This window comes from Variovorax sp. RKNM96 (assembly GCF_017161115.1).
Lineage (GTDB): Bacteria > Pseudomonadota > Gammaproteobacteria > Burkholderiales > Burkholderiaceae_C > Variovorax.
In genome coordinates, this window is sequence record NZ_CP046508.1 from 6,568,636 (window position 1) to 6,594,928 (window position 26,293).

Genomic DNA, 26,293 nt, shown 5'->3' on the forward strand with positions numbered 1-26,293 from the left:
GGCTCACAGTGGCGGTAGCGGTCGCGAAGGCCGCCTGCGCTCGCGCCGTGGCTTGGGCGGCTTGCCCGGCCCTTCCTGCCCGAACGCCAGCGTGCTCTTCACACGCTCCACGCCGCCGGCCGTGACCACGCCGCCCGCGGCTTTCTCCAGCTGCTCGACCATCCGCGCGATGCGGTCGGCCACGTTCTCGTTCGACAGCTTCTCGCGGAACAGCTCGACCATGAGCGGAAACGAGAACGGCGTCGGCCGCTCCAGCGGTTTCAGCACGAGCTGCTGCGTGGCCATGCGTTCCAGGCTCGCGCGAAGGCGACCGATCTCCAGCTCCTGCGAGAGCAGTTCCTGCTCCGCCTGCAGCAGCAACTTGTTCGACGGGTCGTACTTGCGGAACACCTCCCAGAACAGCGACGACGACGCCTGCAGTTGCCGGCTGCTGCGCTTCTCGCCCGGATAGCCCTGGAAGATCAGACCCGAGACGCGCGCGATCTCGCGAAAGCGCCGCTGCGCCAGCTCGCCCGCATTGAGCGAGGCCAGCACTTCGTGCAGCAGCACGGTGCGCGCATCGGTGTCACCCTCGCTCTCCGGCAGGCGCAGCACCTGCGGCAGCAGCGCGGGCCAGTCGACCTCGGTCGCGCTCAGCAGCTCGAAGCCATAGTCGTTGACCGCGATGGAGAAGGTGCGCGCCTCGTGCTGCGCCACGCGCCAGGCCAGCAGGCTCGCAAGCCCCAGATGCACATGCCGGCCGGCGAAGGGATAGAGAAAGAGATGCGAGCCCTCGCGCGTCTTGAGCGTCTCGGCCAGCAGCGTCTGCGGGGTGGGGAGCGCGGACCATTGCTGCTGGATCTCCAGCAGCGGTCGCACGCATTGCAGCTCGGGCGAGTCGTAGTGCCCCTCGCCCGCCAGCGCGAGCTGCTGCACCACCGCATCGGCCAGCGTGTTCGACAGCGGCATGCGTCCGCCGTTCCAGCGCGGCACCGCGGCGCGCTTGCCTGTGGCGCGCCGTACCCAGGCGGTCATGTCGTGGATGCGCACGAGTTCGAGCAAGCGGCCACCGAACAGGAAGCAGTCGCCCGGCTTCATGCGCGCGACGAAACCCTCTTCGACATTGCCGATCTTCGAGCCGCCCAGGTACTGCACCGCCATGCTCGCATCGCTCACGATGGTGCCGATGTTCATGCGATGGCGCCGCGCGAGCCGCGCATCGGGCACGCGCCACACGCCTTCCGCATCGGGCACGGCGCGCTTGTAGTCGGGGTAGACCGCGAGCGACTGGCCGCCCTGCGAGACGAAGTCGAGGCACCACTGCCAGCTCTCGCGCGAGAGCGTTTCATACGCCACGGTGCCGCGCACCTCGTCGTACAGATCGTCGGGCACGAAGCCGCCACCGAGCGCCACGGTCACCAGGTGCTGCACCAGCACGTCGAGCGGCTGGTCGGGTGAATGCCGCGCCTCGATGTGGCCCTCCGCAATCGCCGTGCGCGCGGCCGCCCCCTCCACCATCTCGATGCTGTGCGTGGGCACGAGCGTGATGCGCGACGGCCGCCCCGGCGCATGGCCCGAGCGGCCCGCGCGCTGCAGCAGCCGCGCCACGCCCTTGGGCGAGCCGATCTGCAGCACGCGCTCGACCGGCAGGAAGTCCACGCCCAGGTCCAGGCTCGAGGTGCACACCACCGCCTTGAGTTCGCCACTCTTCAAGCCCAACTCGACCCATTCGCGCACCGCGCGGTCGAGGGAGCCGTGGTGCAGCGCAATGGTGCCGGCCCATTCGGGCTTGGCTTCGAGCATCGCCTGGTACCAGATCTCGGCCTGCGACCGCGTGTTGGTGAAGACCAGTGTGGTGCTGCTCGCGGCGATCTCCTCGATCACCTGCGGCAGCATCGTGAGGCCCAGGTGCCCGCCCCACGGAAAGCGTTCGGCGCGGCCGGGCAGCAGCGAATCGATGACGAGCTTCTTCGGCACCTGGCCCTGCACGAGCACGCCCTCGTCGTGGCCCAGCAGTGAATGCATCGCCTCCTGCAGATTGCCGAGCGTGGCGGACATGCCCCAGATCGCAAGACCCGGGTTCCACCGCTTGAGCCGCGCGAGCGCGAGCTGCACCTGCACGCCGCGCTTGTTGCCGAGCAGCTCATGCCACTCGTCGACCACGACCATCTTCACGCGGCCCAGCACCTGGCTCGCATCGGCACGCGCGAGCAGCAGCGACAGGCTTTCTGGCGTGGTGACGAGCACGGTCGGCAGCCGTTCGTTCTGCGCGCTGCGCTCGGCCGACGAGGTGTCGCCGCTGCGCGCACCCGTGCTCCACGGATGCACCTCGGCGCCGAGCGCTTCGAGCGGCTGCTTCAGCGCGCGCAGCGTGTCGGCCGCGAGCGCGCGCATGGGCGTGAGCCACAGCACGGTGAGCGGTGGCGCCGCAGGGCGAGCAGTTTCCTTGCGCGCCTGCGAGAAGATCTGCAGCGCGCCGAGCCACACCGCATAGGTCTTGCCCGCACCGGTGGTCGCATGCAGCATGCCGGACTTGCCTTCAGCGACGGCCTTCCACACGTCGCGTTGAAACTTGAACGGCTTCCACCCGCGCGAGACGAACCACGCATCGAGAGCAGCCTTGACGGTCTTGCTCCTTCCCCTCCCGGGGGAAGGCTGGGATGGGGGCTCGCGGCCTTCGACGTGCAGTTGGCGATCGATACGCCGCTTGCCCCCACCCCCGCCCTCCCCCGGGAGGGGAGGGAGAAATGCGGGGTCCGTCGGGTCGGTCATGTCGGCAGCAGCGCAGCCAGCGTCTGCAGCGTGTCGGCTTCCGCCACCGGCTTGTCCTCGCGCCAGCGCAGCATGCGCGGAAAGCGCACCGCGATGCCGCTCTTGTGCCGCGTGCTGCGCGCGATGCCTTCGAAGCCCAGTTCGAACACCAGCGTCGGCTTGACGCTCTTCACCGGACCGAAGCTCTCGACGGTGGTCTTGCGGATGATCGCGTCCACGCGCCCCATCTCCGCATCGGTAAGCCCCGAGTACGCCTTGGCGAACGGCACGAGCTTGCGGTCCTCCTGCTCGGGCGGTCCGTCCCACACCGCGAAGGTGTAGTCGCTGAAGAGGCTCGCGCGGCGGCCATGGCCGCGCTGCGCGTAGATGAGCACGGCGTCGATGCTGAGCGGATCGATCTTCCACTTCCACCACACGCCCACGTCCTTCGTGCGGCCCACGCCGTACTGCGCGTCGCGGCGCTTGAGCATCATCCCTTCGACGCCCATGGTGCGCGCGGCTTCGCGCTGGCGCGCAAGGTCGGTCCAGTCGATGCCGGTGAGCATCGGGCTCGGCAGCAGCGAGGGGTGCTGCATGCGGGTGACGAGTTCGTCGAGCAGCACGCGGCGCGCCGACTGCGGCTCTGTGCGCAGGTCGCGCCCTTCCCATTCGAGCAAATCGTAGGCCAGCAACACCACGGGAATGTCGCGCAGCAGCTTGGCGCCCAGCGTCTTGCGGCCGATGCGCTTCTGCAACTCGGCGAAGGGCTGCACCTTGCCTTCACCCTCGGGTGAAGTCTCTGCCTTGCGCCACACGGCAATCTCGCCATCGAGCACCGTGCCGTCGGGCAGCGCTTCGCCCAGCGCGGCGAGCTCGGGAAAGCGATCGGTCACCAGCTCTTCACCGCGCGACCACAGCCACACCACGCCCGCGCGCTTGACGAGTTGCGCGCGGATGCCGTCCCACTTCCACTCGACGATCCAGTCGGCCGGCGGACCCAGCACCGCATCGAACTGATCGAGCGGGATGTTGAAGGGATGCGCGAGGAAGAAGGGGTATGGCTGCCCGCTGGTCTTCTGCACCTGCTCGGCATCGGACTCGGGCGCGATCAGCGTGGCGTAGTCGCCGGCCCGTGGCCGCGCGCCGATGTGCGTGTAGCCCATGAGCCGCTGCGCAACGCGCTTGGCATCGATGCCGCCCACGGCCGCGAGCGCCTGCGTGACCTGCAGCTTCGACACGCCGACGCGGAACGCGCCCGTGATGAGCTTGAAGTACACCAGCCGCTCCTCGGCCGCGAGCTGGCGCCACTGGGCGCGCAGGCGATCCGCCAGTTCTTCGGGCGCGGTCTTCGCGGCTTCGCGCAGCGGCAGCAGGTGCTGCTCGACCCAGGCTGCGAGTCCGAGGTCGTGCACCTCGGTCGGCGGCGGCAACAGCAGTGCGATGGTCTCGGCAAGATCGCCGACGGCGTCGTAGCTCTCGTCGAACAGCCACTCGGGCAAGCCCGCGGCTTCTTGCGCGAGCAGGCGCAGCAGCTTGGTGGGCACGAGTTGGCGCGGCTTGCCGCCCGCGAGAAAGTAGACGGCCCATGCGGCATCGGCCGCGTCGGCATCGCGCAGGTAGCGCTGCAACGCGGCCTGCTTGGCAAGGCTCGACGTGCTGGCGTCGAGTTCGCGGTAGAGCGCGGCGAAGGCTTTCATGTATCGGCTCCTTCCCCCTCTGGGGGAAGGTTGGCATGGGGGCTGGCAGCGTCCCCATCGAGCGCTGCTTGCCCCCTCTCCGGCCCTCCCCCAGAGGGGGAGGGAGTCTCTTGGTCGTCCTCATCGCCGTACTCGGTCTTGAAGCCCTGCGCATCGAGCCCGCTCTCGGTGAGCCACCGCACCATCACCTGCACGCTGCCGTGCGTGACGAACACGCGTTCGGCGCCGGTGCCCGCGATCGCCTGCTGCAGGCCGGGCCAGTCGGCATGGTCCGACATGACGAAGCCCCGGTCCACGCCGCGGCGGCGGCGCGTGCCGCGCAGTTGCATCCAGCCGCTCGCGAAGGCATCGGCGTAGTTGCCGAAGCGCTTCATCCACGGCGTGCCCTGCGCGGACGGCGGTGCGAGCACCAGCGCGCGCTTCAGCAGTGCCGCATCGACGCCGGGATCGGTGACACGCACCGTCTCCGGCAGCGCCACGCCGGCCGCGCGGTACACCGCGTTGAGCGGCTCGACCGCGCCGTGCACGACGATGGGCCCGATCGAGGCATCCACGCCATGCAGGATGCGCTGCGCCTTGCCGAAGGCATAGCAGAACAGCACCGACGCGCGGCCGGCCTCCGCATTCGCGCGCCACCAGGCATCGATCTCCGCGAACAGCACGGCCTGCGTGGGCCAGCGGTAGATCGGCAGGCCGAAGGTGGACTCGGTGATGAAGGTGTCGCAGGGCACGGGCTCGAAGGGCATGCAGGTGCCGTCGGGCTCGGTCTTGTAGTCGCCCGAGGCGACCCATACGCGGACGCCGTGTTCGAGCCGCACCTGCGCCGAGCCCAGCACATGGCCGGCCGGGTGCAGCGAGAGGCGCACGCCGTGGTGCTCGATGGCTTCGCCGTATGCGAGGGTCTGCAGGTTGATGTCGGCGCCGAGTCGCGTGCGCAAGGTGCCCGCGCTGTCGGTGTGCGCCAGGTAGTGCGCATGCCCGATGCGGGCATGGTCCGAATGCGCGTGCGTGATGACCGCGCGCGCCACCGGCCGCCACGGGTCGATGTAGAAATCGCCGGGCGGGCAATACAGGCCCTCGGGCCGGGCGACAACGAGATCCTGCTTGTCGGGCATGGCCGCCATCGTAGGCCCGGCCGGCCGTCGGCGCCGCCGAACGGCCGCCCCGAAGCGATGTGGGCCGGCGCCTACTTCGCTCGGCTATTTCTTGCCGCGGGCGCCCATCATGTCGAGCACGTTCATCGTCATGCCGTTGGACATCACCATGTCGCCCGGTTTCTGGCCGGGCTTGCAGGGCCCGACCCACCTGGCCTCCATGACGCTGGTGCCTTCGGTGCGGCCCATCAGCGGCGGGTTGTAGGTCGACTTGCTCTCCATGCGGTAGGTAGAGCTGAAGTCGCCCGTCATCACCGCGTGCGAGGTGGCGGTGGTGGTGCCGATCTTGCAGACCGAGTCCATCACCAGCTTGCCGCTCTCGATGCGCAGGTCCTGCTTGGCGCACATGTCCTTGCCCATGCCCTGCCCCATGTCGCGCAGCGCCTTGTCGCTGGCCGCGTCGATGCACTGTTGGACGGTGTGCCCCGCACCCTTGCCGGTGGCATCGCCGGTCTGGATTTCCCACAGGCCGGGCTTGCGCGCCGGGTAGTCGATGGCGAAGGCGGAACTGGCAGCGATGGCGCCGGCGACCATGCAGGCCACGGCAACGGAGGAACGGATCTTCATGGCGGGCTCCGCATTCGGTAGACGACGATCCCGCTTTGTACCGTCCGCACTGCCGCGGCGGAATACCGCAATCGGCCTACGCCGTGCGAGCTTGCGGCGGTGGCGCCACGGCGCCGCGCTCGCGGGAGACGAAGCCGAGCGCAAGGCCCAGCGCCAGCCCGCCGAGCACATCGATCAGCACATGCTGGCGAACGGCCATCGTCGAATACACGATGGCCACGGCCCATGCCACGTTGAAGAGACGCAACCATGCCGGCGCGCCGGCATCGCGCAACTGGCGCGCGAGCACGATACAGGCGAACACCGAGAACGACACATGCAGCGACGGAAACGCATTGCCGGCGGAGTCGACGGTCTTCAGGAAATGCAGCGAGGTGCCCGGCGTGGCGTCGATGGTGAAGTTCGGAATCGCCGTGGGCATGAACCAGAAGACGACCAGCGCGAAGGCCGTCATTGCCGCGCAGCCGATGGAGAAGCTCCAGAGCTCGCGCTTGTCCTTGGCCAGCAGCACCGGCAGCGCGATGTAGCCCCAGAGCGAAAGATAGATGGGAAGGACTGCCGGCCAGAACGCGATCAGCCGGTCGAAGGCGGTGAGCGGCAGCACCCAGGCCTGGCCCGCGTTCTTCATGATCCAGAAGTACAGCGGAAAGAAACCGATGGTGGCGACGGTGTTGCCCACCAGCTTGAGCGGCCACAGCGTCTTGCAGCGCAGCCACAGGGCGCGCAGCCATCGTGTCGAAGAAGCCGGTGAATCGTCGAAGGAAGAGTGCGTCATGGATGCCGATGGCAACGCGGCATGGCCTCGCGGGTGCGAGGCCGGCGCGTCACCAGGGCGTCCACTTTAATTGGCTTTGCGCCGAAGCCACCGTGCGCTCGATGAAGCGCACGCCGCGCGCGCCGTCTTCCACGCGCGGATAGTCCGCCGCGATCGGATCGGCCGGCTGGCCCGCGAGCCGCGCGCGAATGTCCGCCGCCACGCCCGCGTAGATGTTGGCGAAGGCCTCGATGAAGCCTTCGGGGTGCCCCGTCGGCAGCCGGCTCGCACGCCGCGCCGCTTCGCACAGCCAAGGCCCGCCGCGCGTGAAGATGCGCTTGGGACCATCGTGCGGCAGGTGCACGAGCTGGCTCGGCTGCTCCTGGTGCCATTCGAGCGTGCCGAGCGAACCCGAGATGCGCAGGCGCAGGTCGTTCTCGAGACCCGTGCTGATCTGCGAGGCGATCAGCACGCCGCGCGCGCCGCCCTTGAAACGCAGCAGCAGGCTGCCATCGTCGTCGAGCATGCGGCCCGGCACGTGCGCGGTGAGGTCGGCGCAGAGGCTTTCGATTTCCAGGCCCGTGATGCTCGCGACAAGGTTCTCGGCGTGCGAGCCGATGTCGCCGATGGCGCCGGCCGCGCCGCTGCGCGCGGGGTCGGTGCGCCAGTCGGCCTGCTTGTTGCTGCCGCTGCCCTCGACGTGGCTCGCGAGCCAGCCCTGGTTGTATTCGACGACGATCTTGCGGATGTCGCCGAGCTGGCCCGAGCGCACCATCTCGCGCGCCTGCCGCACCATCGGATAGCCGGTGTAGTTGTAGGTGACGCCGAACACCGTGCCCTGCTTCGCGACGGTGGCGACCAATGCATCGGCCTGGTCGCGCGTGTGCACCAGCGGCTTGTCGCACACGACGTGAAAGCCCGCATCGGCGAAGGCCTGCGCGACGGGGAAGTGCATGTGGTTGGGCGTGACGATCGAGACGAAGTCGATGCGCTGGTCCGCAGGACGTTGGAGTTCGTCCGCCAGCAGCGCCTGCCAGTCGCCGTGGTTGCGGTCGTCGGCCAGGCCCAGGTCGCGGCCCGAGGCGCGCGCCTTGTCGGGGCTGGACGAAAGCGCACCCGCGACGAATTCGATCTGGCCGTCCAGCGCCATGGCCTTGCGGTGCACGGCGCCGATGAAGGCGTCGCGACCGCCGCCGACCATGGCGTAGCGGAGCTTGCGAAGAGGTATGGAGCTCATGGATATTTGGCTTCCGTGTTGTCCCCTCTCCCCTTGGGGAGAGGGTTAGGGTGAGGGCTTGGGCGGTTGCAAGCGCACTGCCTTTGCAATCGCTGCTGCCCTCACCCCCGCCCTCTCCCCAAGGGGAGAGGGAGCAAGACCACAGACTCAGAAAGGCGAGTTCGGGTGGTAGAAGTCCTTGGCGTTTTCCTTCGTGATCAGCACCGAAGGAATGATCGTCGTCGCCGGCAGCTTCTCGCCCTTCAGGCGCGCTTCGGCGGTGAGCTTGATCGCGTCGTAGATGAACTTGGGCGAGTAGCTCACGTCGGCACCGATGCGCTTGTCCTTGCCGTCCATGATGGTCTTGACCATGTCCTTGGCGCCCGCGCCACCGAACACGATCTTGATGTCGTCACGCTTGGCCTGCGAAATCGCCTTGAGCACGCCCACGGCCATGTCGTCGTCGGCGGCCCAGATCGCGTCGATCTGCTTGAAGCGCGTGAGGTAGTCCTGCGTGACCTTGAAGGCGTCGTCGCGGTTCCAGTTGGCGTACTTGGCATCGAGCAGCTTGATGTCGGGGCTGCCCTTGAGCACCGCGTTGAAGGCGTCCATGCGTTCGTTGTCCAGCGTGGTGGCGATGCCGCGCAGCGCGACCACGTTGCCCTTGCCGCCCAGCGTCTTCACGATGTATTCGGCGGGGATCTTGCCGAAGGCGGTGTTGTCGCCGGCCACGTACGCATCCTGTGCACTGGTGTCGGTGAGGCCGCGGTCGACCACGGTGACGTACGCGCCCTTGGCCTTGACCTGCGCGACCGGCTTGGTCAGCGCAGCCGATTCGAACGGGAACACGACGAGCGCGTTGATCTTGGTGACCGTTGACAGGTCCTGCAGCTGGTTGGCCTGCTCGGGCGCGTTGGCGGCCGTCTTGATCGTGATCTTCAGGTCCTTGTGTTCCTTCTCCAGATCCTTCTTCGCCTGGTTGGCCCAGTAGTTGATGCCGCCCATGAAGCTGTGCGTGGCCGCGGGGATCGAAACGCCGAGGTTGACCTTTTCGGCGGCGAGCGCGGGCAGGCTCGTGAGCGCTGCCGCGGCGACGGCCGTGAGTGCGATGCGACGGGTGAAAGTTGTCATGCTGGATGTCTCCTCTTGGTGGGTGAAATGAAACGGGAAAGAACTAGCGCCGGCCGCGTTGAAGGAACGCGACGATGATGATCACGAAGCCCTGCACCGCAGCATTGAGGTACACGCTGATGATGCTGGTGAGGTTCAGGATGTTGCTGATGATTGAGAGCAGGATCGCGCCCACCACCGTGCCGGTGATGCTGCCCGCGCCGCCCTTGAGCGCGGTGCCGCCGACGATCACCGCGGCGATCGCCTCGAGTTCCCACAAGAGGCCCGTGGTCGGCGAGGCCGAGCCCAGCCGCGGCACGTACAGCAGCGTCGCGATGCCCACGCACACGCCGAGCAGCACGTAGGTCATGATCTTCACGCGGTCCACATCGACTGCCGCATAGCGCGCCACCTGCTCGTTCGATCCGATGGCCTGCACATAGCGCCCGTAGGCCGTGCGGTTCAGGATGACGCCGCCGATGATCGCGACGATCACGAACACCCACACGGGCACCGGGATGCCCGCGAGGCTCGCGTAGTACACGGGCGCGTAGAGGTCCGACAGTTCGTTGTCGAGCGTGAGCGCACCGCCATCGGCGAAGTACGTGAGGTATGCGCGGAAGATGCCCAGCGTGCCCAGCGTCACGATGAAGGGCTCGATGCGCCCCTTGGTGATCAGCAGGCCGTGTGCGAGGCCGAACACCGCGCCCAGCACGATGGCCAGCACCGCGCCCATCACCACCGCCAGCATCGGCGAGCCCGAGACGGGGCCCGCCCAGTTGATGAACATGATCACGCTGCCCGCGATGAGCGCGGCCATCGAGCCCACCGACAGGTCGATGCCGCCCGAGATGATCACGAAGCACATGCCCACCGCGATGATGCCGATGAAGGCCGTGCGCGTGAGCACGTTCATCGCGTTGTCGACGGTGGCGAAGTCGCCGTTGAGCAGCGTGCCCGCGATGCACAGCAGCACGAGGCCGATGACCGGCCCGAGGCCGTGCAGGCGCGCGATCCAGCCTGGCTTGGCTTCGCTGCGATGCGCTGCAGCGTCTTCAGGCTGCGACGGGGGTGTTTGCGGTTCCGGTGGCATGAGCGATGAGCTCCTCTTCGGTCAGATGGTTCGCGTCGAGCGTGGCAACGAGTTTTCCTGCGCGCATCACCGCGACGCGGTGGCACAGGCCGATCAGTTCCATCAGCTCCGACGAGACGACGATCACCGCGAGCCCTTCGCGGGCGAGTCGCTGGATCAGGAAATAGATGTCGCGCTTGGCGCCCACGTCCACGCCGCGCGTGGGCTCGTCGAGCACCACCACCTTGGGCTGCGGCTGCAGCACCTTGGCGAGCGCGAGCTTCTGCTGGTTGCCGCCCGAGAGCGACGAGGCCTTGACGTCGAGCGAGCCGGTGCGAATGCCGTAGTCCTTCACCGCCTCGGCCAGCGCGCCGCGCTCGCCTTCGGGCTGCAGCCACGGCTTGGCATAGCGCTCGAGCGCCATCAGCGTGAGGTTCTGGCGGAGGCCGAAGTTGACGTGCAGGCCTTTGCCCTTGCGGTCTTCGCTCAGGTACGTGAGGCCGTTCTTGGCGGCATCGCGCGGATTGCGCCAGCCCTTGTTGTGAGGCACGGGCTTGCCGAGCATCTCGACACTGCCGCTCGCCGGGCGCAGGCCAAGGAGGCCTTCGAACAGTTCGGTGCGGCCGGCGCCGACGAGGCCCGCGAAGCCGAGGATCTCGCCGGGGCGCACCTCGAAGCTCGCGTCCTGCGCCCAGCCCGGCACGCTGAAGTTGCGCACGCGCATAGCAGGTGCGTCTGCGGCCACGACGAGGTCGCGCGGCGGGTACAGGTCGGCGAGTTCGCGGCCCACCATCAGGTTGGCCATCTGGTGGCGCGTGACATCGGGCGTGAGCGCGCGGGCGACGAAGCGGCCGTCGCGCATGACGATCACCTCGTCGGTCACCTGCTCCACTTCGTCGAGCTTGTGCGAGATGTAGACGATGGTCACGCCATCGGCGCGCAACTGCGCGATGAGCTTGAACAGGCGCTCGGTCTCGCCGGGCGTGAGCGTGGCGGTGGGCTCGTCCATGATGAGCAGGCGCGCGCGGCGGGCGATGGCCTTGGCGATCTCGACGAGTTGCTTCTCGGCGACGATGAGCTTGCGCACCTTGGTGCTCGGGTCGACCTGCAGGCCGACGGCGGCGAGCGCTGCGGCTGCGTCACGCTCCATCGAGGTGTCGTCGAGCAGCCAGCCCTTCTTCTTTTCGTGCCCCAGGAAGATGTTCTGCGCGACGCTCAGGTCTTCGGCGAGGTTGAACTCCTGGTGGATCAGCACGATGCCCAGCGCTTCGGCATCGCGCGAGCTCGTGAACTGCTGCGGCTGGCCGTTGATGCGCAACGTGCCGCCGGTGAGCTGTTCGTAGCCCGCGAGGATCTTCATCAGCGTGGACTTGCCCGCGCCGTTCTCGCCCAGGAGGCCGTACACGCGGCCGGGCGCGAGCGCGAAGCTCACGCCGTGCAGCACCTGCACGGGGCCGAAGGCCTTCACCACGCCGTCGAACTCGACGGCGACGCTGCCCTTGGTGCTGGTGTTGGTGTCTGCACTCATGGCGCCACTCCGCGAACTTTCAGGGTCTCGTGCATCGCGAGCACGCCGGCGCCGATGAGGCCGCCTTGCGTGCCGAGCGGCGTGTACTGGATCTCCAGGTGCCGCGTGGAGAGCGCCAGCGAGCGCTGGTACACGCTCTGCCGCACGGCTGCGAGAAACAGCGGCCCGATGCGCGTGATGCCGCCGCCGATGAACACATGCGACGGGTTGAAGAAATTGACCACTGACGCGAGCATCTGCCCGATCAGGCTGCCCGCGCGCTGGATGATGCCGTTGGCTGCGGTGTCGCCGCCGCGGCTGGCCTGGCCCACGTCGATCGCATCGATGCGGCCGTGCACCCGCAGGCACTCGGCCAGCACCTCGCTCTCGCCCGCCTCGGCCGCCTGCATCGCCATGCGCGTGATCGCGGGGCCGGCGGCCATCGCCTCGACGCAGCCGAGGTTGCCGCAGTGGCAGCGCGGGCCTTCCTGGTCGACGCAGATGTGGCCCACGTCGCCGGCCGAGCCCGCGGCGCCGCGGTACACCTCGCCGTGGCAGACGATGCCGCAGCCGATGCCGGTGCCGATCTTGATGACGAGGAAGTTGGTGAGCGAGCGCTTGAGGCGCCACAGTTCGCCCAGCGCCATGAGGTTCACGTCGTTGTCGACGAAGACGGGGGCCGCGTAGTCCTCGCGCAGGTAGTCGCGGATCGAGAAGCTGTCCCACGCCGGCATGAGCGGCGGGTTCACGAGCTGGCCGATCTCGAAGTTGACGGGGCCGGGCACGCCGATACCGATGCCCAGCACGCTCTTCGCGCTGTGGCCGCAACGGGCGAGCAGTTCGCGCATCAGCGTGCGGACGCGGGCGAGGACGACCGCGGGGCCGTCGCGCACGTCGGCGGGTTCATCGTGCTGCGCGAGCACGGTGAGGTCGGGCCGCAGCACCGCCACGTCGAGGCTGGTGGCGCCGATGTCGATGCCGATGAGCACGCCGAGGCCGGCATGCAGCTGGAGGTTTTCGGCGCGGCGTCCGCCGGAGGAACGCTGCAGGCCCGCTTCGGCCAGCAGGCCCTGGTCGACGAGGCCGGCGATCAGCGCATTGGCCTTGCTCTTGGAAAAGCCCAGCTGTTCGGCCATGGCATGGCGCGAGCCGCCGGCCGACCAGAAGGTCGTTTCCAGCAACCGCATTTCATCCGCAGTGATGCCACTCCAGGGTGCCACGCGCTTGTCTCCGTGTTCTTTTTTGCTTGCTCCGCAGCTTTTGGGCTGTCGGGCGAACGCGAATACTAGGGGCAGGGCTTCAGCCGGACAAGGTCGAACTTCGACCAAGTTCAGATCGAAGATGGCTTGGTGTATTCATCCAGGCGCAAAAAAGCCGCCCGAAGGCGGCTTTTCCTGGGAAGAAGCGCTCACGCGCTTGCTGCTTACTTCTTCTGGCGGTACTTGCGCAGCGCAGCGATCTGCGCGGCCATCACGGCCAGTTCCGACTGCGCCATCGCGATGTCGATGTCGCTCTTCGCGTTCTTGAGCGCTTCCTCGGCCGCGGCCTTGGCCACGTTGGCCTTTTCATCGTCGAGGTCCTTGCCGCGGATCGCGGTGTCGGACAGCACGGTGACGGCGTTCGGCTGCACTTCGAGAATGCCACCGGCCACGAAGACGAACTCTTCGCCGCCGTCGGCCGTCTCGATGCGCACGGCACCGGGACGGATGCGCGTGATCAGCGGGGTGTGGCGCGGATAGATGCCGAGCTCACCGGCTTCACCGGGCAGCGCGACGAACTTGGCTTCGCCCGAGAAGATCGACTCTTCCGCGCTGACCACGTCGACGTGAATGGTGTTTGCCATCTGAGTTCCTATCTATGCCGCCTCAAGCGACCTTCTTGGCTTTTTCGAACGCTTCGTCGATCGTGCCCACCATGTAGAACGCTTGTTCCGGCAGGTGGTCGGCTTCGCCGTTCACGATCATCTTGAAACCACGGATGGTTTCGGCCAGCGGCACGTACTTGCCGGGCGAGCCGGTGAACACTTCGGCCACGTGGAACGGCTGCGACAGGAAACGCTGGATCTTGCGGGCACGGGCCACGGCGAGCTTGTCGTCGGGAGCCAGTTCGTCCATGCCCAGAATCGCGATGATGTCGCGCAGTTCCTTGTAGCGCTGCAGCGTGCCTTGCACGGCGCGGGCCACGTTGTAGTGCTCTTCGCCGACCACGTTCGGGTCGAGCTGACGCGAGGTCGAGTCCAGCGGGTCCACGGCGGGGTAGATACCGAGCGAGGCGATGTCGCGCGACAGCACCACGGTCGAGTCCAAGTGGGCGAAGGTGGTGGCGGGCGACGGGTCGGTCAAGTCGTCGGCTGGCACGTACACGGCCTGGATCGAGGTGATCGAGCCGACCTTGGTCGAGGTGATCCGCTCTTGCAGGCGGCCCATTTCCTCGGCCAGCGTGGGCTGGTAGCCCACGGCGGAAGGCATGCGGCCCAGCAGCGCCGACACTTCGGTACCGGCCAGCGTGTAGCGGTAGATGTTGTCCACGAAGAACAGCACGTCGCGGCCTTCGTCGCGGAACGACTCGGCGATGGTCAGGCCGGTCAGCGCCACGCGCAGACGGTTGCCCGGGGGTTCGTTCATCTGGCCGTAGACCATGGCCACCTTCGACTCAGGCAGGTTGTCCAGGTTCACCACGCCAGAGTCGGCCATCTCGTGATAGAAGTCGTTGCCTTCGCGGGTACGTTCACCCACACCGGCGAACACCGACAGACCCGAGTGAGCCTTGGCGATGTTGTTGATGAGTTCCATCATGTTCACGGTCTTGCCCACGCCGGCGCCGCCGAACAGGCCCACCTTGCCGCCCTTGGCGAACGGGCACACCAGGTCGATCACCTTGATGCCGGTTTCCAGCAGGTCTTGCGACGGCGACAGTTCGTCGTACGCGGGGGCCTTGCGGTGGATGGAGGCAGTGAGGTCCTGGCTCACTTCGCCGCGCTCGTCGATCGGACGGCCGAGCACGTCCATGATGCGGCCGAGCGTGGCCTTGCCGACGGGCACCGTGATGGGTGCACCGGTGTTGGTGACGATCAGGCCGCGGCGCAGGCCGTCGGACGAACCCAGCGCGATGGTACGCACCACGCCGTCGCCCAGCTGCTGCTGAACTTCGAGGGTCAGTCCGCCGCCTTCGAATTTCAAGGCGTCATACACCTTGGGCATCTGGTCACGCGGGAACTCCACGTCGACCACGGCGCCGATACATTGGACAATTTTTCCTTCAGCCATGGCGTTTCCTTCTGGATGGATCTCAATAAATTTGCGACAGGTTCTTGCAGAAGCGTCCTGGTGCCAAAACGGGCCGCTTTTGCAAGAATGCCGGACGGGCCGGCACCCTTGAACTACTTCTTCAGATCAGCACTTCATGGCCGTCGCTTGTGCAGCGAAAGCGTCCGAAGCGGCCTTGCAGGCCTGGCCCAGGGCCGCCTTGTCGGCGCCCATCGAAGCCCAGGTGGCCTTGGTCTGATCGAGGCTGGCCTTCATCGCATCGGCGGCAGCACCGCTTTGTGCGCCCACGCAGGTCTGGACCTTCGTCAGGTAGTCGTTGCACTCTTGCGGCAGGTCCGCGGCCGATGCCGTCGGGGCTGCAGCAGCAGGTGCTGCTGCGGCCGGTGCCGATGCCGGAGCGGCAGGAGCGGGCGCAGGTGCGGCGGCAGGAACCGGAGCAGCAGCGGGCGCTTCTTCCTTCTTGGAGCAAGCAGTCAGAGCGGCAGCAACAGCCACCAGAACGAGAAGTTTCTTCATGTGCGCAAAGTCCCCTAAAAAGTAGGCCTGTGTTATCGGACGCGCAGAGCGCGCCCGTTCGGCAATGTGGCCCGTTGCACTGCCTCTATCAAACGCCGGCGGCTGCAGCCGCGCCCGACACGATTTCCGACAGCTCTTTCGTGATGCCGGCCTGGCGGGTCTTGTTGTAGACCAGTTTCAGCTCGCTGATCACGTTGCCTGCGTTGTCGGTGGCAGCCTTCATGGCCACCATCCGCGCCGAATGCTCGGACGCCATGTTCTCGGCCACGGCCTGGTAGACCAGCGACTCCACATAACGCACCAGCAGTTCGTCGATCACGCTTTGCGCATCGGGCTCGTAGATGTAGTCCCACGAATGCTGGCCTTCCTCGACTTTCAGCGAGTCCGCCGCCAGCGGCAGCAGCTGCTCGACGAGCGGCTCCTGCTTGATCGTGTTGATGAACTTCGTGTAGCACAGGTACACGGCCGAGAGCTTGCCTTCAGCGTAAGCGTCGAGCAGGGTCTTGACCGGGCCGATGAGCTTGTCCAGGTGCGGCGTGTCGCCCAGGTGGGTGACATGCGCGACCACGCGGGCGCCGATGCGGTTCAGGAAGCCGAGGCCCTTGCTGCCGATGGCGACCGACTCGATGGCCACGCCAGCGGCCTGCGCTTCGCGCAGCTTGGTCGTCACGGCGCGCAGCAGGTTGGTGTTCAAGCCACCGCACAGCCCCTTGTCGCTCGTCACGATGATGAAGCCGATCGCCTTGGCGTCGCTCTTCTTCATGAATGCGTGCGTGTACTCGGGGTTCGCCTTGCCGAGGTTGGCCGCGATGTTGCGGATCTTCTCGCTGTAGGGGCGGGCGGCACGCATGCGCTCTTGCGCCTTGCGCATCTTGGAAACCGAGACCATTTCCATGGCCTTGGTGATCTTCTTGGTGTTTTCCACCGATTTGATCTTGCCGCGGATTTCCTTACCAGCTGCCATATGAACTCCTTCTTGCGTCGGTCAAGGGGTCGATCAGGCGAACGACTTCTTGAACGAGGTGGCGGCTGCCAGCAGTTCGGCTTCGGCGTCCTGGCAAACCTTCTTGAAGGCTTGCTTCTCGGCGCTGTCGTCCGGCTTGGCGGGCTTCACGTCCCACTTGGCGCCATTCTTTTCCATGGTCTCGAGCAGGGCCGCGTGGCTCGTCTTCAGCAGCTGGTGGAAGCCGTGTTCGAACGAGAGCACCTTCTTGACGTCGATGTCGTCCATGAAGCCCTTGTTCACTGCGAACAGCGTGGCATTCATCAGCGAGATCGGCAGCGGGCTGTACTGGGTCTGCTTGAGCAGTTCCGTCACGCGCGCACCGCGGTCGAGTTGCTTGCGGGTCGCTTCGTCGAGGTCGGAAGCGAACTGCGCGAACGCGGCCAGTTCACGGTACTGGGCCAGGTCGGTACGGATACCGCCCGACTGGTTCTTGATCAGGTTGGTCTGCGCCGACGAACCCACGCGCGACACCGAGATACCGGCGTTGATGGCGGGACGGATGCCGGCGTTGAACAGGCTGGTTTCCAGGAAGATCTGGCCGTCGGTGATCGAGATCACGTTGGTCGGAACGAATGCGGACACGTCGCCGGCTTGCGTTTCGATGATGGGCAGTGCCGTCAGCGAACCGGTCTTGCCCTTGACTTCACCCTTGGTGAAAGCTTCGACGTAGTCGGCGTTCACGCGGGCTGCGCGCTCGAGCAGTCGGCTGTGGAGATAGAACACGTCGCCGGGGTAGGCTTCGCGGCCTGGCGGGCGGCGCAACAGCAGCGACACCTGGCGGTAGGCCACGGCTTGCTTGGACAGGTCGTCATAGACGATCAGTGCGTCCTGGCCGCGGTCGCGGAAGTATTCGCCCATCGTGCAGCCCGAGTAGGCCGACACGTACTGCATGGCCGCCGATTCGGAGGCGGATGCGGCCACCACGATGGTGTAGTCCATCGCGCCGGCTTGTTCGAGGGAGCGCACCACGTTCTTGATCGACGAAGCCTTTTGGCCGATCGCAACGTAGACGCAGGTCATGTTCTGACCCTTCTGGTTGATGATCGCGTCGATCGCCACGGCCGTCTTGCCGGTCTGGCGGTCGCCGATGATCAGCTCGCGCTGGCCGCGGCCAACGGGCACCATCGAGTCGATGGACTTCAGGCCGGTCTGCATCGGCTGGTCGACGGACTTCCGTGCGATCACGCCCGGAGCGACCTTTTCGATCACGTCGGTCATCTTGGCGTTGATCGGACCCTTGCCGTCGATCGGCTGGCCCAGGGCATTCACCACGCGGCCGATGAGCTCGGGGCCCACGGGCACTTCCAGGATGCGACCCGTGCACTTGACGGTGTCGCCTTCGGAGATGTGCTCGTACTCGCCCAGAATCACGGCGCCGACCGAGTCGCGCTCGAGGTTCAGCGCGAGGCCGAACGACGGGGTGCCGTCTGCCGTGGGCGGGAATTCAAGCATTTCGCCTTGCATCGCATCGGACAGGCCGTGCACGCGCACGATGCCGTCGGTCACCGAAACCACGGTGCCCTCGTTGCGGATGTTGGCGCTGACCCCGAGGCCCTCGATGCGGCTCTTGATCAGTTCGGAAATTTCTGCGGGATTGAGTTGCATGACTCTTTCCTTCTTTCTTTGTAAGGCGATGGAGACCGTCAGGCCGCCAGCGCAACTTTCATTTGTTCAAGGCGCGCTTTGACGGAGGTGTCGAGCACCTCGTCGCCGACCACCACACGAATGCCGCCGATCAGTTCCGGATCCTGCTGGACCGTGACCTGCAGCTTGCGGCCGAAACGCTTTTCCAGCGCAGCCGACACGTTGGCCAGAGCCGCGGCATCGATCGGGAAGGCGCTGTAGACCACCGCGTCGGACGAACCGCTCTTCACGTTGGCCAGTGCCCGGAACTGCTTCGCAATTTCCGGCAGCACCGAAAAACGCCCGTTCTCCAGGAGCGCGCCCAGGAAGTTCTGGGCGTGAGCGGCCAACGGCGCACCGAAGGCACCGGCGACCACACCGAGAACCTGCTCGGCCGTGGCCTTGGGGTTGTCGGCGAATTGCTGGAGCTCGGGGTTGGCCGCGATGGCGGCAACCTTTTCGAGCCAGGCGCTGGTTGCGGCAACGTCGGACGACGAGGCCTTGAAAAGCGCCTCGGCGTAGGGACGTGCAATGGTGGCGAGTTCTGCCATGGCTTCTATCAGAGTTCGGTCTGCAGACGGGCGAGCAAATCGGCGTGGACGCCTGCATTCACTTCCTTGCGCAGAATCTGCTCTGCGCCCTTGACGGCCAGTGCGGCAACCTGCTCGCGCAGGGCTTCACGGGCCTTCAGTGCCTGCTGGTCGGCTTCGACGCGGGCAGCAGCAACGATCTTGTTGCCTTCTTCGGTCGCACGGGCCTTGGCCTCTTCAACGATGGCCTGGGCGCGACGTTCGGCATCAGCAAGACGTTGTGCGGACTCGTTGCGTGCCTGGCCGAGTTCGGCTTCCACGCGCTTGTTGGCGGCGGACAGCTCGGACTTGGCCTTGTCGGCGGCAGCGAGGCCTTCGGCGATCTTCGCAGCGCGGTCGTCCAGCGCCTTCGCGATCGGCGGCCACACGAACTTCATCGTGAACCCGACCAGGATCAGGAACACGATCATCTGAACGATCAGGGTACCGGTAATGCTCACTTTTCACCCTCTCTTTGGGATTGAATGCGAAGCCATTCCACAGAGGGGAACGACGACACGGGTCCGACGAGAAAGACTTACTTCGGCAGGTTGGCGATTTGCGCCAGGAACGGGTTGGCCGTTGCGAACCACAGGGCGATACCGGTGCCGATAATGAAAGCGGCGTCGATCAGACCGGCCAGCAGGAACATCTTGGTTTGAAGTTCGCCCATGAGTTCGGGCTGACGTGCGGCCGACTCGAGGTACTTGCTGCCCATGATGCCGATGCCGATACATGCGCCCACAGCGCCCAGACCGATGATCAGGCCGGCGGCCAGTGCAACAAAGCTAATAACTTCCATGATGACTCCTAGAGGACTTTGGTTGAAGAGAAAACGAAAAACAAAAACGAAACCGGATGATCAGCGCGATCAGTGGTGATCGTGGGCCTGACCGATGTAGACCAGCGTCAGCATCATGAACACGAACGCCTGCAGCGTGATGATCAGGATGTGGAAGATGGCCCAGGCCGTGCCCGCGATGATGTGGCCGATGGCCAGGCCGATGCCGGTGGCCGACAGCGAGAAGGCGCCACCCATGAGGGCGATCAGCAGGAAGATCAGTTCGCCGGCATACATGTTGCCGAACAGCCGCATTCCGTGCGAGACCGTCTTGGCGACGAACTCGATCATCTGCATGGCGAAATTGAAGGGGTACAGCGCCCAGTGGTTGCCGAAGGGTGCGGTGAACAGCTCGTGGATCCAGCCGCCGGCGCCCTTGATCTTGATGTTGTAGTAGATGCAGATCAGCAGCACGGCCACCGACATGCCCATCGTCACAGAAAGGTCGGCCGTGGGCACGACGCGCAGGTAGGCGTGGTGCGGGTCTTCGCCGGCGATGTGGAAGATCTTGGCCCAGATGGCCGGGAACAAATCGACCGGGAACAGGTCCATTGCGTTCAGCAGGAAGATCCAGACGAAGATGGTCAGAGCCAACGGAGCGACGAACTTGCGGCTGGTGGCGTTGTGCACGATGCCCTTGGCTTGCTGGTCGACCATTTCAACCAGCAGCTCGACGGCAGCCTGGAAACGACCCGGAACGCCCGACGTGGCCTTGCGTGCAGCCAGCCAGAGCAACCAGCAACCCAGGATGCCCAGGGAGATGGAGAAAAACAGCGAATCGAAGTTGAAGACCGAAAGATCGGCCACACCTGCAGGCTTGGAGCTTTGCAGATGCGTCAAGTGGTGAACGATGTATTCACCAGCGGTCTGACCATGTTCCGCAGCGTTTTCAGCAGCCATTCCGTTACTCGTCTCGTTGTTGCCGGCGCCGGGGCGAGAACATCACCGCCAACCAGGCCGCCTTCATTGTCACCACCAAGCCGACCAGCATTGCAGGCCAGCTCAGCGCCGTTATCAGCCTTGGCGCGGCGATCAGCATCGCCACGGACAAGGCCATCTTGACCATTTCCCAGAGGAAGAACCCAAACACCGCAGTGCCCGGATTCAGGGAAGAGAACCTGCCGGTCAACCCGCGTGCGAACACCGCCGCTGGAATGACCACTGCGATCGCGCCGTAAGCGGCGGACCAACCCAGATTTTGCCTCCCCGTCAGTCCCCAGATGGCCAAAGCCACCACCAGACCGACAACCAACTGACCCGCGACCACCCGCCAAGGGGAGACCGAAGGGTTCTTTGCTCGCAGTTCACGCGCCTCATCGGCGGTCAACGGCTTGAATTCTGCGTCGAGGTCTTCAGCGACCTCCGAGTCCTGTCGGGCGATTGTTTTCATTTCGAATGAAGCCCGGATGACGACCCAGAATTTCTACAAAGCCATTGATTATAAGTAAAAACCCAGCCACTCCCGCCACATCCGCGTCACGATTGCGAATCGATGGCCAGAAGACCTGACGTGAACCCGACTCGGCGCACGCAACCATAATTCCTTCATGCACCCTATCACCGACGCCCTGCCCGCCACGCTCTGCTACCTTGACGGCGAGTACACCGCCCTCTGCGACGCGAAGATCAGCGTCCTGGATCGAGGCTTCATTTTCGGCGACGGCATCTACGAATTCGTCCCCGCGTACCACGGCCAGCCCTTCTGCTTCGAGGAGCACATGGCGCGGCTCGATCGATCGCTGGCCGAGCTGCAGATTGTCAATCCGCTCTCCCTCGCCCAGTGGCGCGAGATCCTGATGCGCCTGATCGCACCGGGCGGTAACGCACCGCAAGCCGTGTACTTCCAGGTCACCCGCGGCGTCGCCCCGCGTGACCATGCGATGGTCAAGGGTCTCACGCCCACCGTCTTCGTGATGGTGAACCCGCTGCCGCCCGTGTCCGACGCGGTGCGCACCAAGGGCGTGGCCTGCGTGACGGCGGACGACTTCCGCTGGCAGAAGGCCCACATCAAGAGCACCAGCCTCCTGGGTGCCGTGCTCTCGCGGCAAATCAGCGTCGAGGCCGGCGCGGCGGAGACCGTCATGTTCCGCGGCGACTGGCTCAGCGAGGCGTCGTCGAGCAACGTGTGGATCGTGAAGGAGGGCGTGCTCATCGGCCCGCCCAAGGACAACCTCGTGCTCACCGGCATTCGCTACGGCCTGCTCGAGCGCCTGTGCCAGGAAGGCGGCATTCCCTTCGCGCTGCGCCGCGTGTCGCGCGATGAAGTGTTCGATGCCGACGAGCTCATTCTTTCCTCGGCCAGCAAGGAAGTGCTGCCCGTCGTGACGCTGGACGGCAAGACCATTGGCAACGGCCATCCCGGCCCCATCTACAAGAGCTTGTATGCCGCCTACCAACAGGCCAAGCAACGCAACGCTGAGAAGCAAGGAGCCACTGCATGACCGAGAACACCACCGACGACGCAGTCACCACACCCATTCCCGATCCGCGCAAGGAATCGCTGATCGAGTACCCCTCGCAGTTCCCGATCAAGGTCATGGGCGCCAAGACCGATGGCCTGGTGCACGCGATCACGCAGATCGCCGAGCAATTCGACCCGACCTTCGACGCCACCACGGTCGAGCTGCGCGACAGCAAGGCGGGCAACTACCTCGGCGTGACGATCACTGTCACCGCCACCAGCCGCGAGCAGCTCGACGATCTCTATCGCGCGCTCTCGGGGCATCCGTCGGTCAAGGTCGTTCTTTGATTTGAACTGAGCCCCGGATGACGACGGTCGCAGAACTCCCGGCGGACACCGCCATCGCCCCGCAGTGGCTGGGCCGCGTCGACTACGCCGGCACCTTCGCGGCGATGAAGCAGTTCACGCTGGAGCGCACGCCCGAAACGCCCGATGCGCTATGGATCTGCGAGCACGCCCCCGTGTTCACGCAGGGCGTTGCCGGCAAGCAGGACCACATCCTGAACCCCGGCGACATCCCCGTGGTGCAGACCGACCGCGGTGGGCAGGTCACCTTCCACGGTCCGGGCCAGGTGGTCGCCTATCCGCTGATCGACCTGCGCCGCGCCGGCTACTTCGTGAAGGAATACGTCTACCGCATCGAGGAATCGGTGCTGCGCACGCTCGCGCATTTCGGTGTGACCGGCCACCGCGTGCCGGGCGCGCCGGGCATCTACGTGCGGCTGGACGACCCGTTCTCGCATGCGGCGCTGACCGGCCCGCTGCCCGCCGGCGACCCGTTCCGCGGCCTCGGCAAGATTGCCGCCCTGGGCATCAAGGTGAGCCGCCATGCCACCTATCACGGCGTGGCGCTCAACGTCGACATGGACCTCGAACCCTTCTCGCGCATCAACCCTTGCGGCTACGCGGGGCTGCAAACGGTCGACCTTTCTACAATCGGCATCCAAACCACATGGGAAGAAGCTGCCGGCGTGCTGGGCCAGAAGCTCACCACCTTCCTGGCACCTTAGCAATCCAATGAGCACCACCGAAGTCGTCCGCGACGCCCAGAGCGCCGAAACCTACAATCCCCTGGCCAAGCAGAAGGCCGCGGCCAAGCTCTCGCGCATCCCCGTCAAGGTGGTGCAGACCGGCGAAGTGCTCAAGAAGCCCGAATGGATCCGCGTGAAGGCCGGCAGCCCCACCACGCGCTTCTACGAAATCAAGCAGATCCTGCGCGAGAGCAACCTGCACACCGTCTGCGAAGAAGCCTCGTGCCCGAACATCGGCGAATGCTTCGGCAACGGCACGGCCACCTTCATGATCATGGGCGACAAGTGCACCCGCCGCTGCCCGTTCTGCGACGTGGGCCACGGCCGCCCCGACCCGCTCGACAAGGACGAGCCGCTCAACCTCGCCAAGACCATCGCCAAGCTGCGCCTGAAGTACGTGGTGATCACCAGCGTCGACCGCGACGACCTGCGCGACGGCGGCAGCCAGCATTTCGTCGATTGCATCCAGAACATCCGCGAGCTCTCGCCGATGACGCAGATCGAGATCCTCGTGCCCGACTTCCGCGGCCGCGACGACCGCGCTCTGGAGATCCTGAAGGCCGCACCGCCGGATGTGATGAACCACAACCTGGAAACCGCGCCGCGCCTCTACAAGGAAGCGCGCCCCGGAAGCGACTACCAGTTCAGCCTGAACCTGTTGAAGAAGTTCAAGGCGCTGCACCCGAACGTGCCGACCAAGAGCGGCATCATGGTCGGCCTCGGCGAGACCGACGAAGAGATCCTGCAGGTGATGCGCGACATGCGCGCCCACGACATCGACATGCTGACCATCGGCCAGTACCTGTCACCGTCGGGTTCGCACCTGCCGGTGCGCCGCTATGTGCACCCGGACACCTTCAAGATGTTCGAGGAAGAGGCCTACAAGATGGGCTTCAGCCACGCGGCTGTGGGGGCGATGGTGCGGTCGAGTTATCACGCGGATCAGCAGGCGCACGCGGCTGGGGTTTAACTGAATACGTCGGGCTGAGGCGGGAACTACACGCAAGTTATCACTCAAGCCGATCATGCCGTTCAACCGTTCGGCATCCCAGGTCTCGGGCATCTGCTGCCGGCATGCGGTTCAAGGCCCGGCACCCCTTGGTGCATTGAACGCCCTTTCAGTCCGGTCGCGGCACCGTCAGATTCGCATCTGATCAGGCACCAAAGTCTTTCCGACGGCTGCGCAGCTATCTGGAAACAGGCCTGACGCTGCGAATCAGTTCTCCCTGAATCCATTTGGCAATGGCAAGGGAGGAAGCCGAGGTTTTGAAAACCGAAACCTCGGCCAAGACATTTCGGAATTTCCAGTACACCAGCTCGGGCGGGGTTTCTGGCGACATCAAGGATATTGAGCCCAGATCCGCCGGGCCTGGCACGTCGTTGATTTCCACCGTACTTACCGCATTTGCTCTGAGCAAGAAATTATCTCCCGAGAAATTATTCTTCGGGTCGAATATCTTCAAAGTGATTCGAACTTGCTCCTCATTTTTCAGAAATTCCAGGCGGACAACGCGGACATTCTCCGCATCCATGGAGTCTCTGATCTTTTTTGTCCATCCCTGCAATTGAGGCGGGGGGTCAACGGACGTCAGATCGAGAACCACCTGCTCGGAAGCACTCTCGCGAGCCACCTTCTCGTCGTAATTTATCTTTTTCTTCAAGGAAATTACCCTCGGGTGACTCAGCGACCGCGCCATTTCATCGCTGGCGCCAGAAGAAAGAGGGGGCATCATCACTCCAAATACAAATAACAATTTGCAAAAAAACCGCGAGAGTCGGCCAGGGATATCACGCTGCAACGGAATTACCGACACGTCGCAAAGCATCTCATAAAGCCTTTTAGGCATACATGACACCAGTTAGTCCGCCACTCGGATTGGTTTTTCCCTCAAGCTCACCCCGGTAAATCGACGCCGCTTTTCCAGGAAAAAAATCAGATACCGTGACTTCTGCATCTATAGCCGATCTTATGTATTCCCTCAATGACTCCGTTGCCAGATGAGGGCCCGCACACGCATCCAGGATTTTTCCATTAATTCCAGGAAATGCATGATTTCCAAAGGCGGTTCGCAAGGGCGACTTACGATCAACCAAAGGTCCTGTTTTTCGGAATTTATAAAACGGACTATTACAGGCCCCGACTCCAACCAAATTGGCAGGATTGATATACCCATAAGGATCCATGTAATACCAACCCAAGTTTACTCCCAGCGCCCCTGCCAGGGATTGTACCGCGGCCGCCTGATCGTAGCAATTTACAATATTTCCCTTAAGTCCTTTCTTCTTCATGTAGTTATTCAATTCAAAGCCCGCCCCTCCAGAAGCGAGCACGCCAAAATGAGAAGCGCCTCTTGCTGTGTCATATGCAACCCCATGCTTGCCATGACAATACGCCGTTATTTTTTTGGCAGTTTCAATTTTCTTGGTCACCTCGATTTTTCTGGATTCTTCATCCTTCTTGATTGCCTCTGCTTTTCTGGCTGCTTCGCTTTTGTCGATTGCCAAGGATTTTCTGGCCACTTCAGGCGCTTTTTTTCCTCCGGCAATGCCTACAACGCCCGTATTTCTGCATAAAAAACGCAGTGCTTCTACCCACACACCAGTTCTATAGAGCGATGCAGGTGCATCGAGTATCACAAATAACTCCAATCGTGTCTTTTGACTCAGGTTGTAGAGCATTCCTGAGTTTTCGACTTTCCAGATCACATCGCCTTCAAAGTGCGCCACTGTCTCTGGCAGGTTTTTTATTTTCATGCTGACAACAACATCACCTTTTTTCAGGGTACAGGCCCCTTCGAATTCCAGTGCCCCCAATTTTCCTTTGATTTTTCCGGCGGGATTTTTGACTTCGCATTTGGAAAAATTCAACCTGATCTTGAAATCGTCGGATCCATTTTTTGGCTTCACCAAATAAACACCCGGCCGCTTGGAGCCGGTTTTGAATTTCTGCTCCTGCGGTATTTCGTCTTCCTCGAGCGGGACGCCTTTCCGCCAATGCGGGGCCGGGATTTTTACACCTGTGTGCGCAGCGCTTATTTTGCTTTCCCACGTCAGTTCGAGAATCTCGCCAATCAGTCCAGGCGGCTTGAGAAGCACCTCTTTTCTTCTCTTGTTGTCAACAGGAGAAGTAACAGAGGTACCAATGCTTTTGTATCCCATACCGGTTGCCATAT

26 protein-coding genes are annotated in these 26,293 nt (G+C 64.5%); 4 read left to right on the forward strand and 22 right to left on the reverse strand.

The window, feature by feature from the left end; translation table 11 throughout:
- Nucleotides 1-3: 3 nt before the first annotated feature.
- The 20 genes from GNX71_RS30650 to GNX71_RS30745 all read right to left on the reverse strand — a co-directional run bounded on the left by GNX71_RS30650 (nt 4) and on the right by GNX71_RS30745 (nt 21,018).
- The gene (locus GNX71_RS30650; RefSeq protein ID WP_206175900.1) at nt 4-2,751 is read right to left on the reverse strand and encodes a ligase-associated DNA damage response DEXH box helicase; all 2,748 of its coding nucleotides are present in this window, start codon (nt 2,749-2,751) and stop codon (nt 4-6) included.
- Nucleotides 2,748-4,427, reverse strand: a complete 1,680-nt coding sequence (locus GNX71_RS30655; RefSeq protein ID WP_206175901.1) for an ATP-dependent DNA ligase — start codon at nt 4,425-4,427, stop codon at nt 2,748-2,750. Before GNX71_RS30655 ends, GNX71_RS30650 begins: the two co-directional genes overlap by 4 nt.
- Entirely contained in the window at nt 4,424-5,542 is a 1,119-nt protein-coding gene (locus tag GNX71_RS30660) for a ligase-associated DNA damage response exonuclease (RefSeq protein ID WP_206175902.1), read from the reverse strand. The genes GNX71_RS30655 and GNX71_RS30660 overlap by 4 nt, the downstream gene beginning before the upstream one ends.
- A gap of 84 nt (nt 5,543-5,626) precedes the next feature.
- Nucleotides 5,627-6,148: a DUF3617 family protein gene (locus GNX71_RS30665; protein WP_206175903.1), complete on the reverse strand. Its 522-nt coding sequence runs from the start codon at nt 6,146-6,148 to the stop codon at nt 5,627-5,629.
- A gap of 76 nt (nt 6,149-6,224) precedes the next feature.
- Complete coding sequence (locus GNX71_RS30670) at nt 6,225-6,923, reverse strand: phosphatase PAP2 family protein (protein WP_206175904.1); 699 nt, start codon at nt 6,921-6,923, stop codon at nt 6,225-6,227.
- 49 nt (nt 6,924-6,972) lie between these two features.
- Nucleotides 6,973-8,139, reverse strand: coding sequence for a Gfo/Idh/MocA family oxidoreductase (locus tag GNX71_RS30675; RefSeq protein ID WP_206175905.1), 1,167 nt, complete (start codon nt 8,137-8,139; stop codon nt 6,973-6,975).
- A 147-nt stretch (nt 8,140-8,286) separates the two neighbouring features.
- Entirely contained in the window at nt 8,287-9,249 is a 963-nt protein-coding gene (locus tag GNX71_RS30680; RefSeq protein ID WP_206175906.1) for a substrate-binding domain-containing protein, read from the reverse strand.
- A 43-nt stretch (nt 9,250-9,292) separates the two neighbouring features.
- On the reverse strand, nt 9,293-10,321 hold the full coding sequence (locus GNX71_RS30685; protein ID WP_206175907.1) for an ABC transporter permease: 1,029 nt from the start codon (nt 10,319-10,321) through the stop codon (nt 9,293-9,295).
- Entirely contained in the window at nt 10,284-11,828 is a 1,545-nt protein-coding gene (locus tag GNX71_RS30690; protein ID WP_206175908.1) for a sugar ABC transporter ATP-binding protein, read from the reverse strand. The genes GNX71_RS30685 and GNX71_RS30690 overlap by 38 nt, the downstream gene beginning before the upstream one ends.
- Nucleotides 11,825-12,994, reverse strand: coding sequence for an ROK family protein (locus GNX71_RS30695; protein ID WP_206179781.1), 1,170 nt, complete (start codon nt 12,992-12,994; stop codon nt 11,825-11,827). The genes GNX71_RS30690 and GNX71_RS30695 overlap by 4 nt, the downstream gene beginning before the upstream one ends.
- A gap of 236 nt (nt 12,995-13,230) precedes the next feature.
- Nucleotides 13,231-13,650: a F0F1 ATP synthase subunit epsilon gene (locus GNX71_RS30700; RefSeq protein WP_013543863.1), complete on the reverse strand. Its 420-nt coding sequence runs from the start codon at nt 13,648-13,650 to the stop codon at nt 13,231-13,233.
- A gap of 22 nt (nt 13,651-13,672) precedes the next feature.
- Nucleotides 13,673-15,073 (reverse strand): F0F1 ATP synthase subunit beta, encoded by a 1,401-nt coding sequence (atpD, locus tag GNX71_RS30705; protein WP_042577550.1) that lies wholly within the window; start codon nt 15,071-15,073, stop codon nt 13,673-13,675.
- 126 nt (nt 15,074-15,199) lie between these two features.
- A complete protein-coding gene (locus tag GNX71_RS30710; RefSeq protein WP_206175909.1) occupies nt 15,200-15,589 on the reverse strand; it encodes a hypothetical protein in 390 nt (129 codons plus the stop codon).
- 88 nt (nt 15,590-15,677) lie between these two features.
- Nucleotides 15,678-16,553, reverse strand: coding sequence for a F0F1 ATP synthase subunit gamma (gene atpG / locus GNX71_RS30715; RefSeq protein WP_198788346.1), 876 nt, complete (start codon nt 16,551-16,553; stop codon nt 15,678-15,680).
- 33 nt (nt 16,554-16,586) lie between these two features.
- Nucleotides 16,587-18,200 carry a F0F1 ATP synthase subunit alpha gene (gene atpA, locus GNX71_RS30720; protein ID WP_042577547.1) on the reverse strand — a complete coding sequence of 538 codons (1,614 nt, stop codon included), beginning with the start codon at nt 18,198-18,200 and terminating at the stop codon, nt 16,587-16,589.
- A 38-nt stretch (nt 18,201-18,238) separates the two neighbouring features.
- The gene (locus tag GNX71_RS30725; RefSeq protein WP_206175910.1) at nt 18,239-18,769 is read right to left on the reverse strand and encodes a F0F1 ATP synthase subunit delta; all 531 of its coding nucleotides are present in this window, start codon (nt 18,767-18,769) and stop codon (nt 18,239-18,241) included.
- 8 nt (nt 18,770-18,777) lie between these two features.
- Nucleotides 18,778-19,248 carry a F0F1 ATP synthase subunit B gene (locus tag GNX71_RS30730; protein WP_007830193.1) on the reverse strand — a complete coding sequence of 157 codons (471 nt, stop codon included), beginning with the start codon at nt 19,246-19,248 and terminating at the stop codon, nt 18,778-18,780.
- A gap of 77 nt (nt 19,249-19,325) precedes the next feature.
- Nucleotides 19,326-19,592: a F0F1 ATP synthase subunit C gene (atpE, locus tag GNX71_RS30735; protein ID WP_172672154.1), complete on the reverse strand. Its 267-nt coding sequence runs from the start codon at nt 19,590-19,592 to the stop codon at nt 19,326-19,328.
- Between the two features lie 66 nt (nt 19,593-19,658).
- Nucleotides 19,659-20,528 (reverse strand): F0F1 ATP synthase subunit A, encoded by an 870-nt coding sequence (gene atpB, locus GNX71_RS30740; protein WP_206175911.1) that lies wholly within the window; start codon nt 20,526-20,528, stop codon nt 19,659-19,661.
- A gap of 4 nt (nt 20,529-20,532) precedes the next feature.
- Nucleotides 20,533-21,018: an ATP synthase subunit I gene (locus GNX71_RS30745; RefSeq protein ID WP_198788343.1), complete on the reverse strand. Its 486-nt coding sequence runs from the start codon at nt 21,016-21,018 to the stop codon at nt 20,533-20,535.
- Nucleotides 21,019-21,175: 157 nt separating this feature from the next.
- Between GNX71_RS30745 and GNX71_RS30750 the strand changes: the two genes are divergently transcribed.
- Genes GNX71_RS30750 through lipA form a run of 4 tightly spaced genes read left to right on the forward strand, consistent with a single transcriptional unit; the run spans nt 21,176 to nt 24,090 of the window.
- Nucleotides 21,176-22,069 carry a D-amino acid aminotransferase gene (locus GNX71_RS30750; RefSeq protein ID WP_206175912.1) on the forward strand — a complete coding sequence of 298 codons (894 nt, stop codon included), beginning with the start codon at nt 21,176-21,178 and terminating at the stop codon, nt 22,067-22,069.
- Complete coding sequence (locus GNX71_RS30755) at nt 22,066-22,377, forward strand: DUF493 family protein (RefSeq protein ID WP_206175913.1); 312 nt, start codon at nt 22,066-22,068, stop codon at nt 22,375-22,377. The genes GNX71_RS30750 and GNX71_RS30755 overlap by 4 nt, the downstream gene beginning before the upstream one ends.
- 17 nt (nt 22,378-22,394) lie before the next feature.
- Nucleotides 22,395-23,099: a lipoyl(octanoyl) transferase LipB gene (gene lipB, locus GNX71_RS30760; protein WP_206175914.1), complete on the forward strand. Its 705-nt coding sequence runs from the start codon at nt 22,395-22,397 to the stop codon at nt 23,097-23,099.
- A 7-nt stretch (nt 23,100-23,106) separates the two neighbouring features.
- Nucleotides 23,107-24,090: a lipoyl synthase gene (gene lipA / locus GNX71_RS30765; protein WP_206175915.1), complete on the forward strand. Its 984-nt coding sequence runs from the start codon at nt 23,107-23,109 to the stop codon at nt 24,088-24,090.
- A gap of 217 nt (nt 24,091-24,307) precedes the next feature.
- Here the strand turns inward: lipA and GNX71_RS30770 are convergent, their stop codons facing one another.
- Both GNX71_RS30770 and GNX71_RS30775 read right to left on the reverse strand, forming a co-directional pair.
- Complete coding sequence (locus GNX71_RS30770; RefSeq protein WP_206175916.1) at nt 24,308-24,946, reverse strand: hypothetical protein; 639 nt, start codon at nt 24,944-24,946, stop codon at nt 24,308-24,310.
- A 13-nt stretch (nt 24,947-24,959) separates the two neighbouring features.
- Nucleotides 24,960-26,291, reverse strand: a complete 1,332-nt coding sequence (locus GNX71_RS30775; RefSeq protein ID WP_206175917.1) for a hypothetical protein — start codon at nt 26,289-26,291, stop codon at nt 24,960-24,962.
- Nucleotides 26,292-26,293 lie beyond the last annotated feature (2 nt).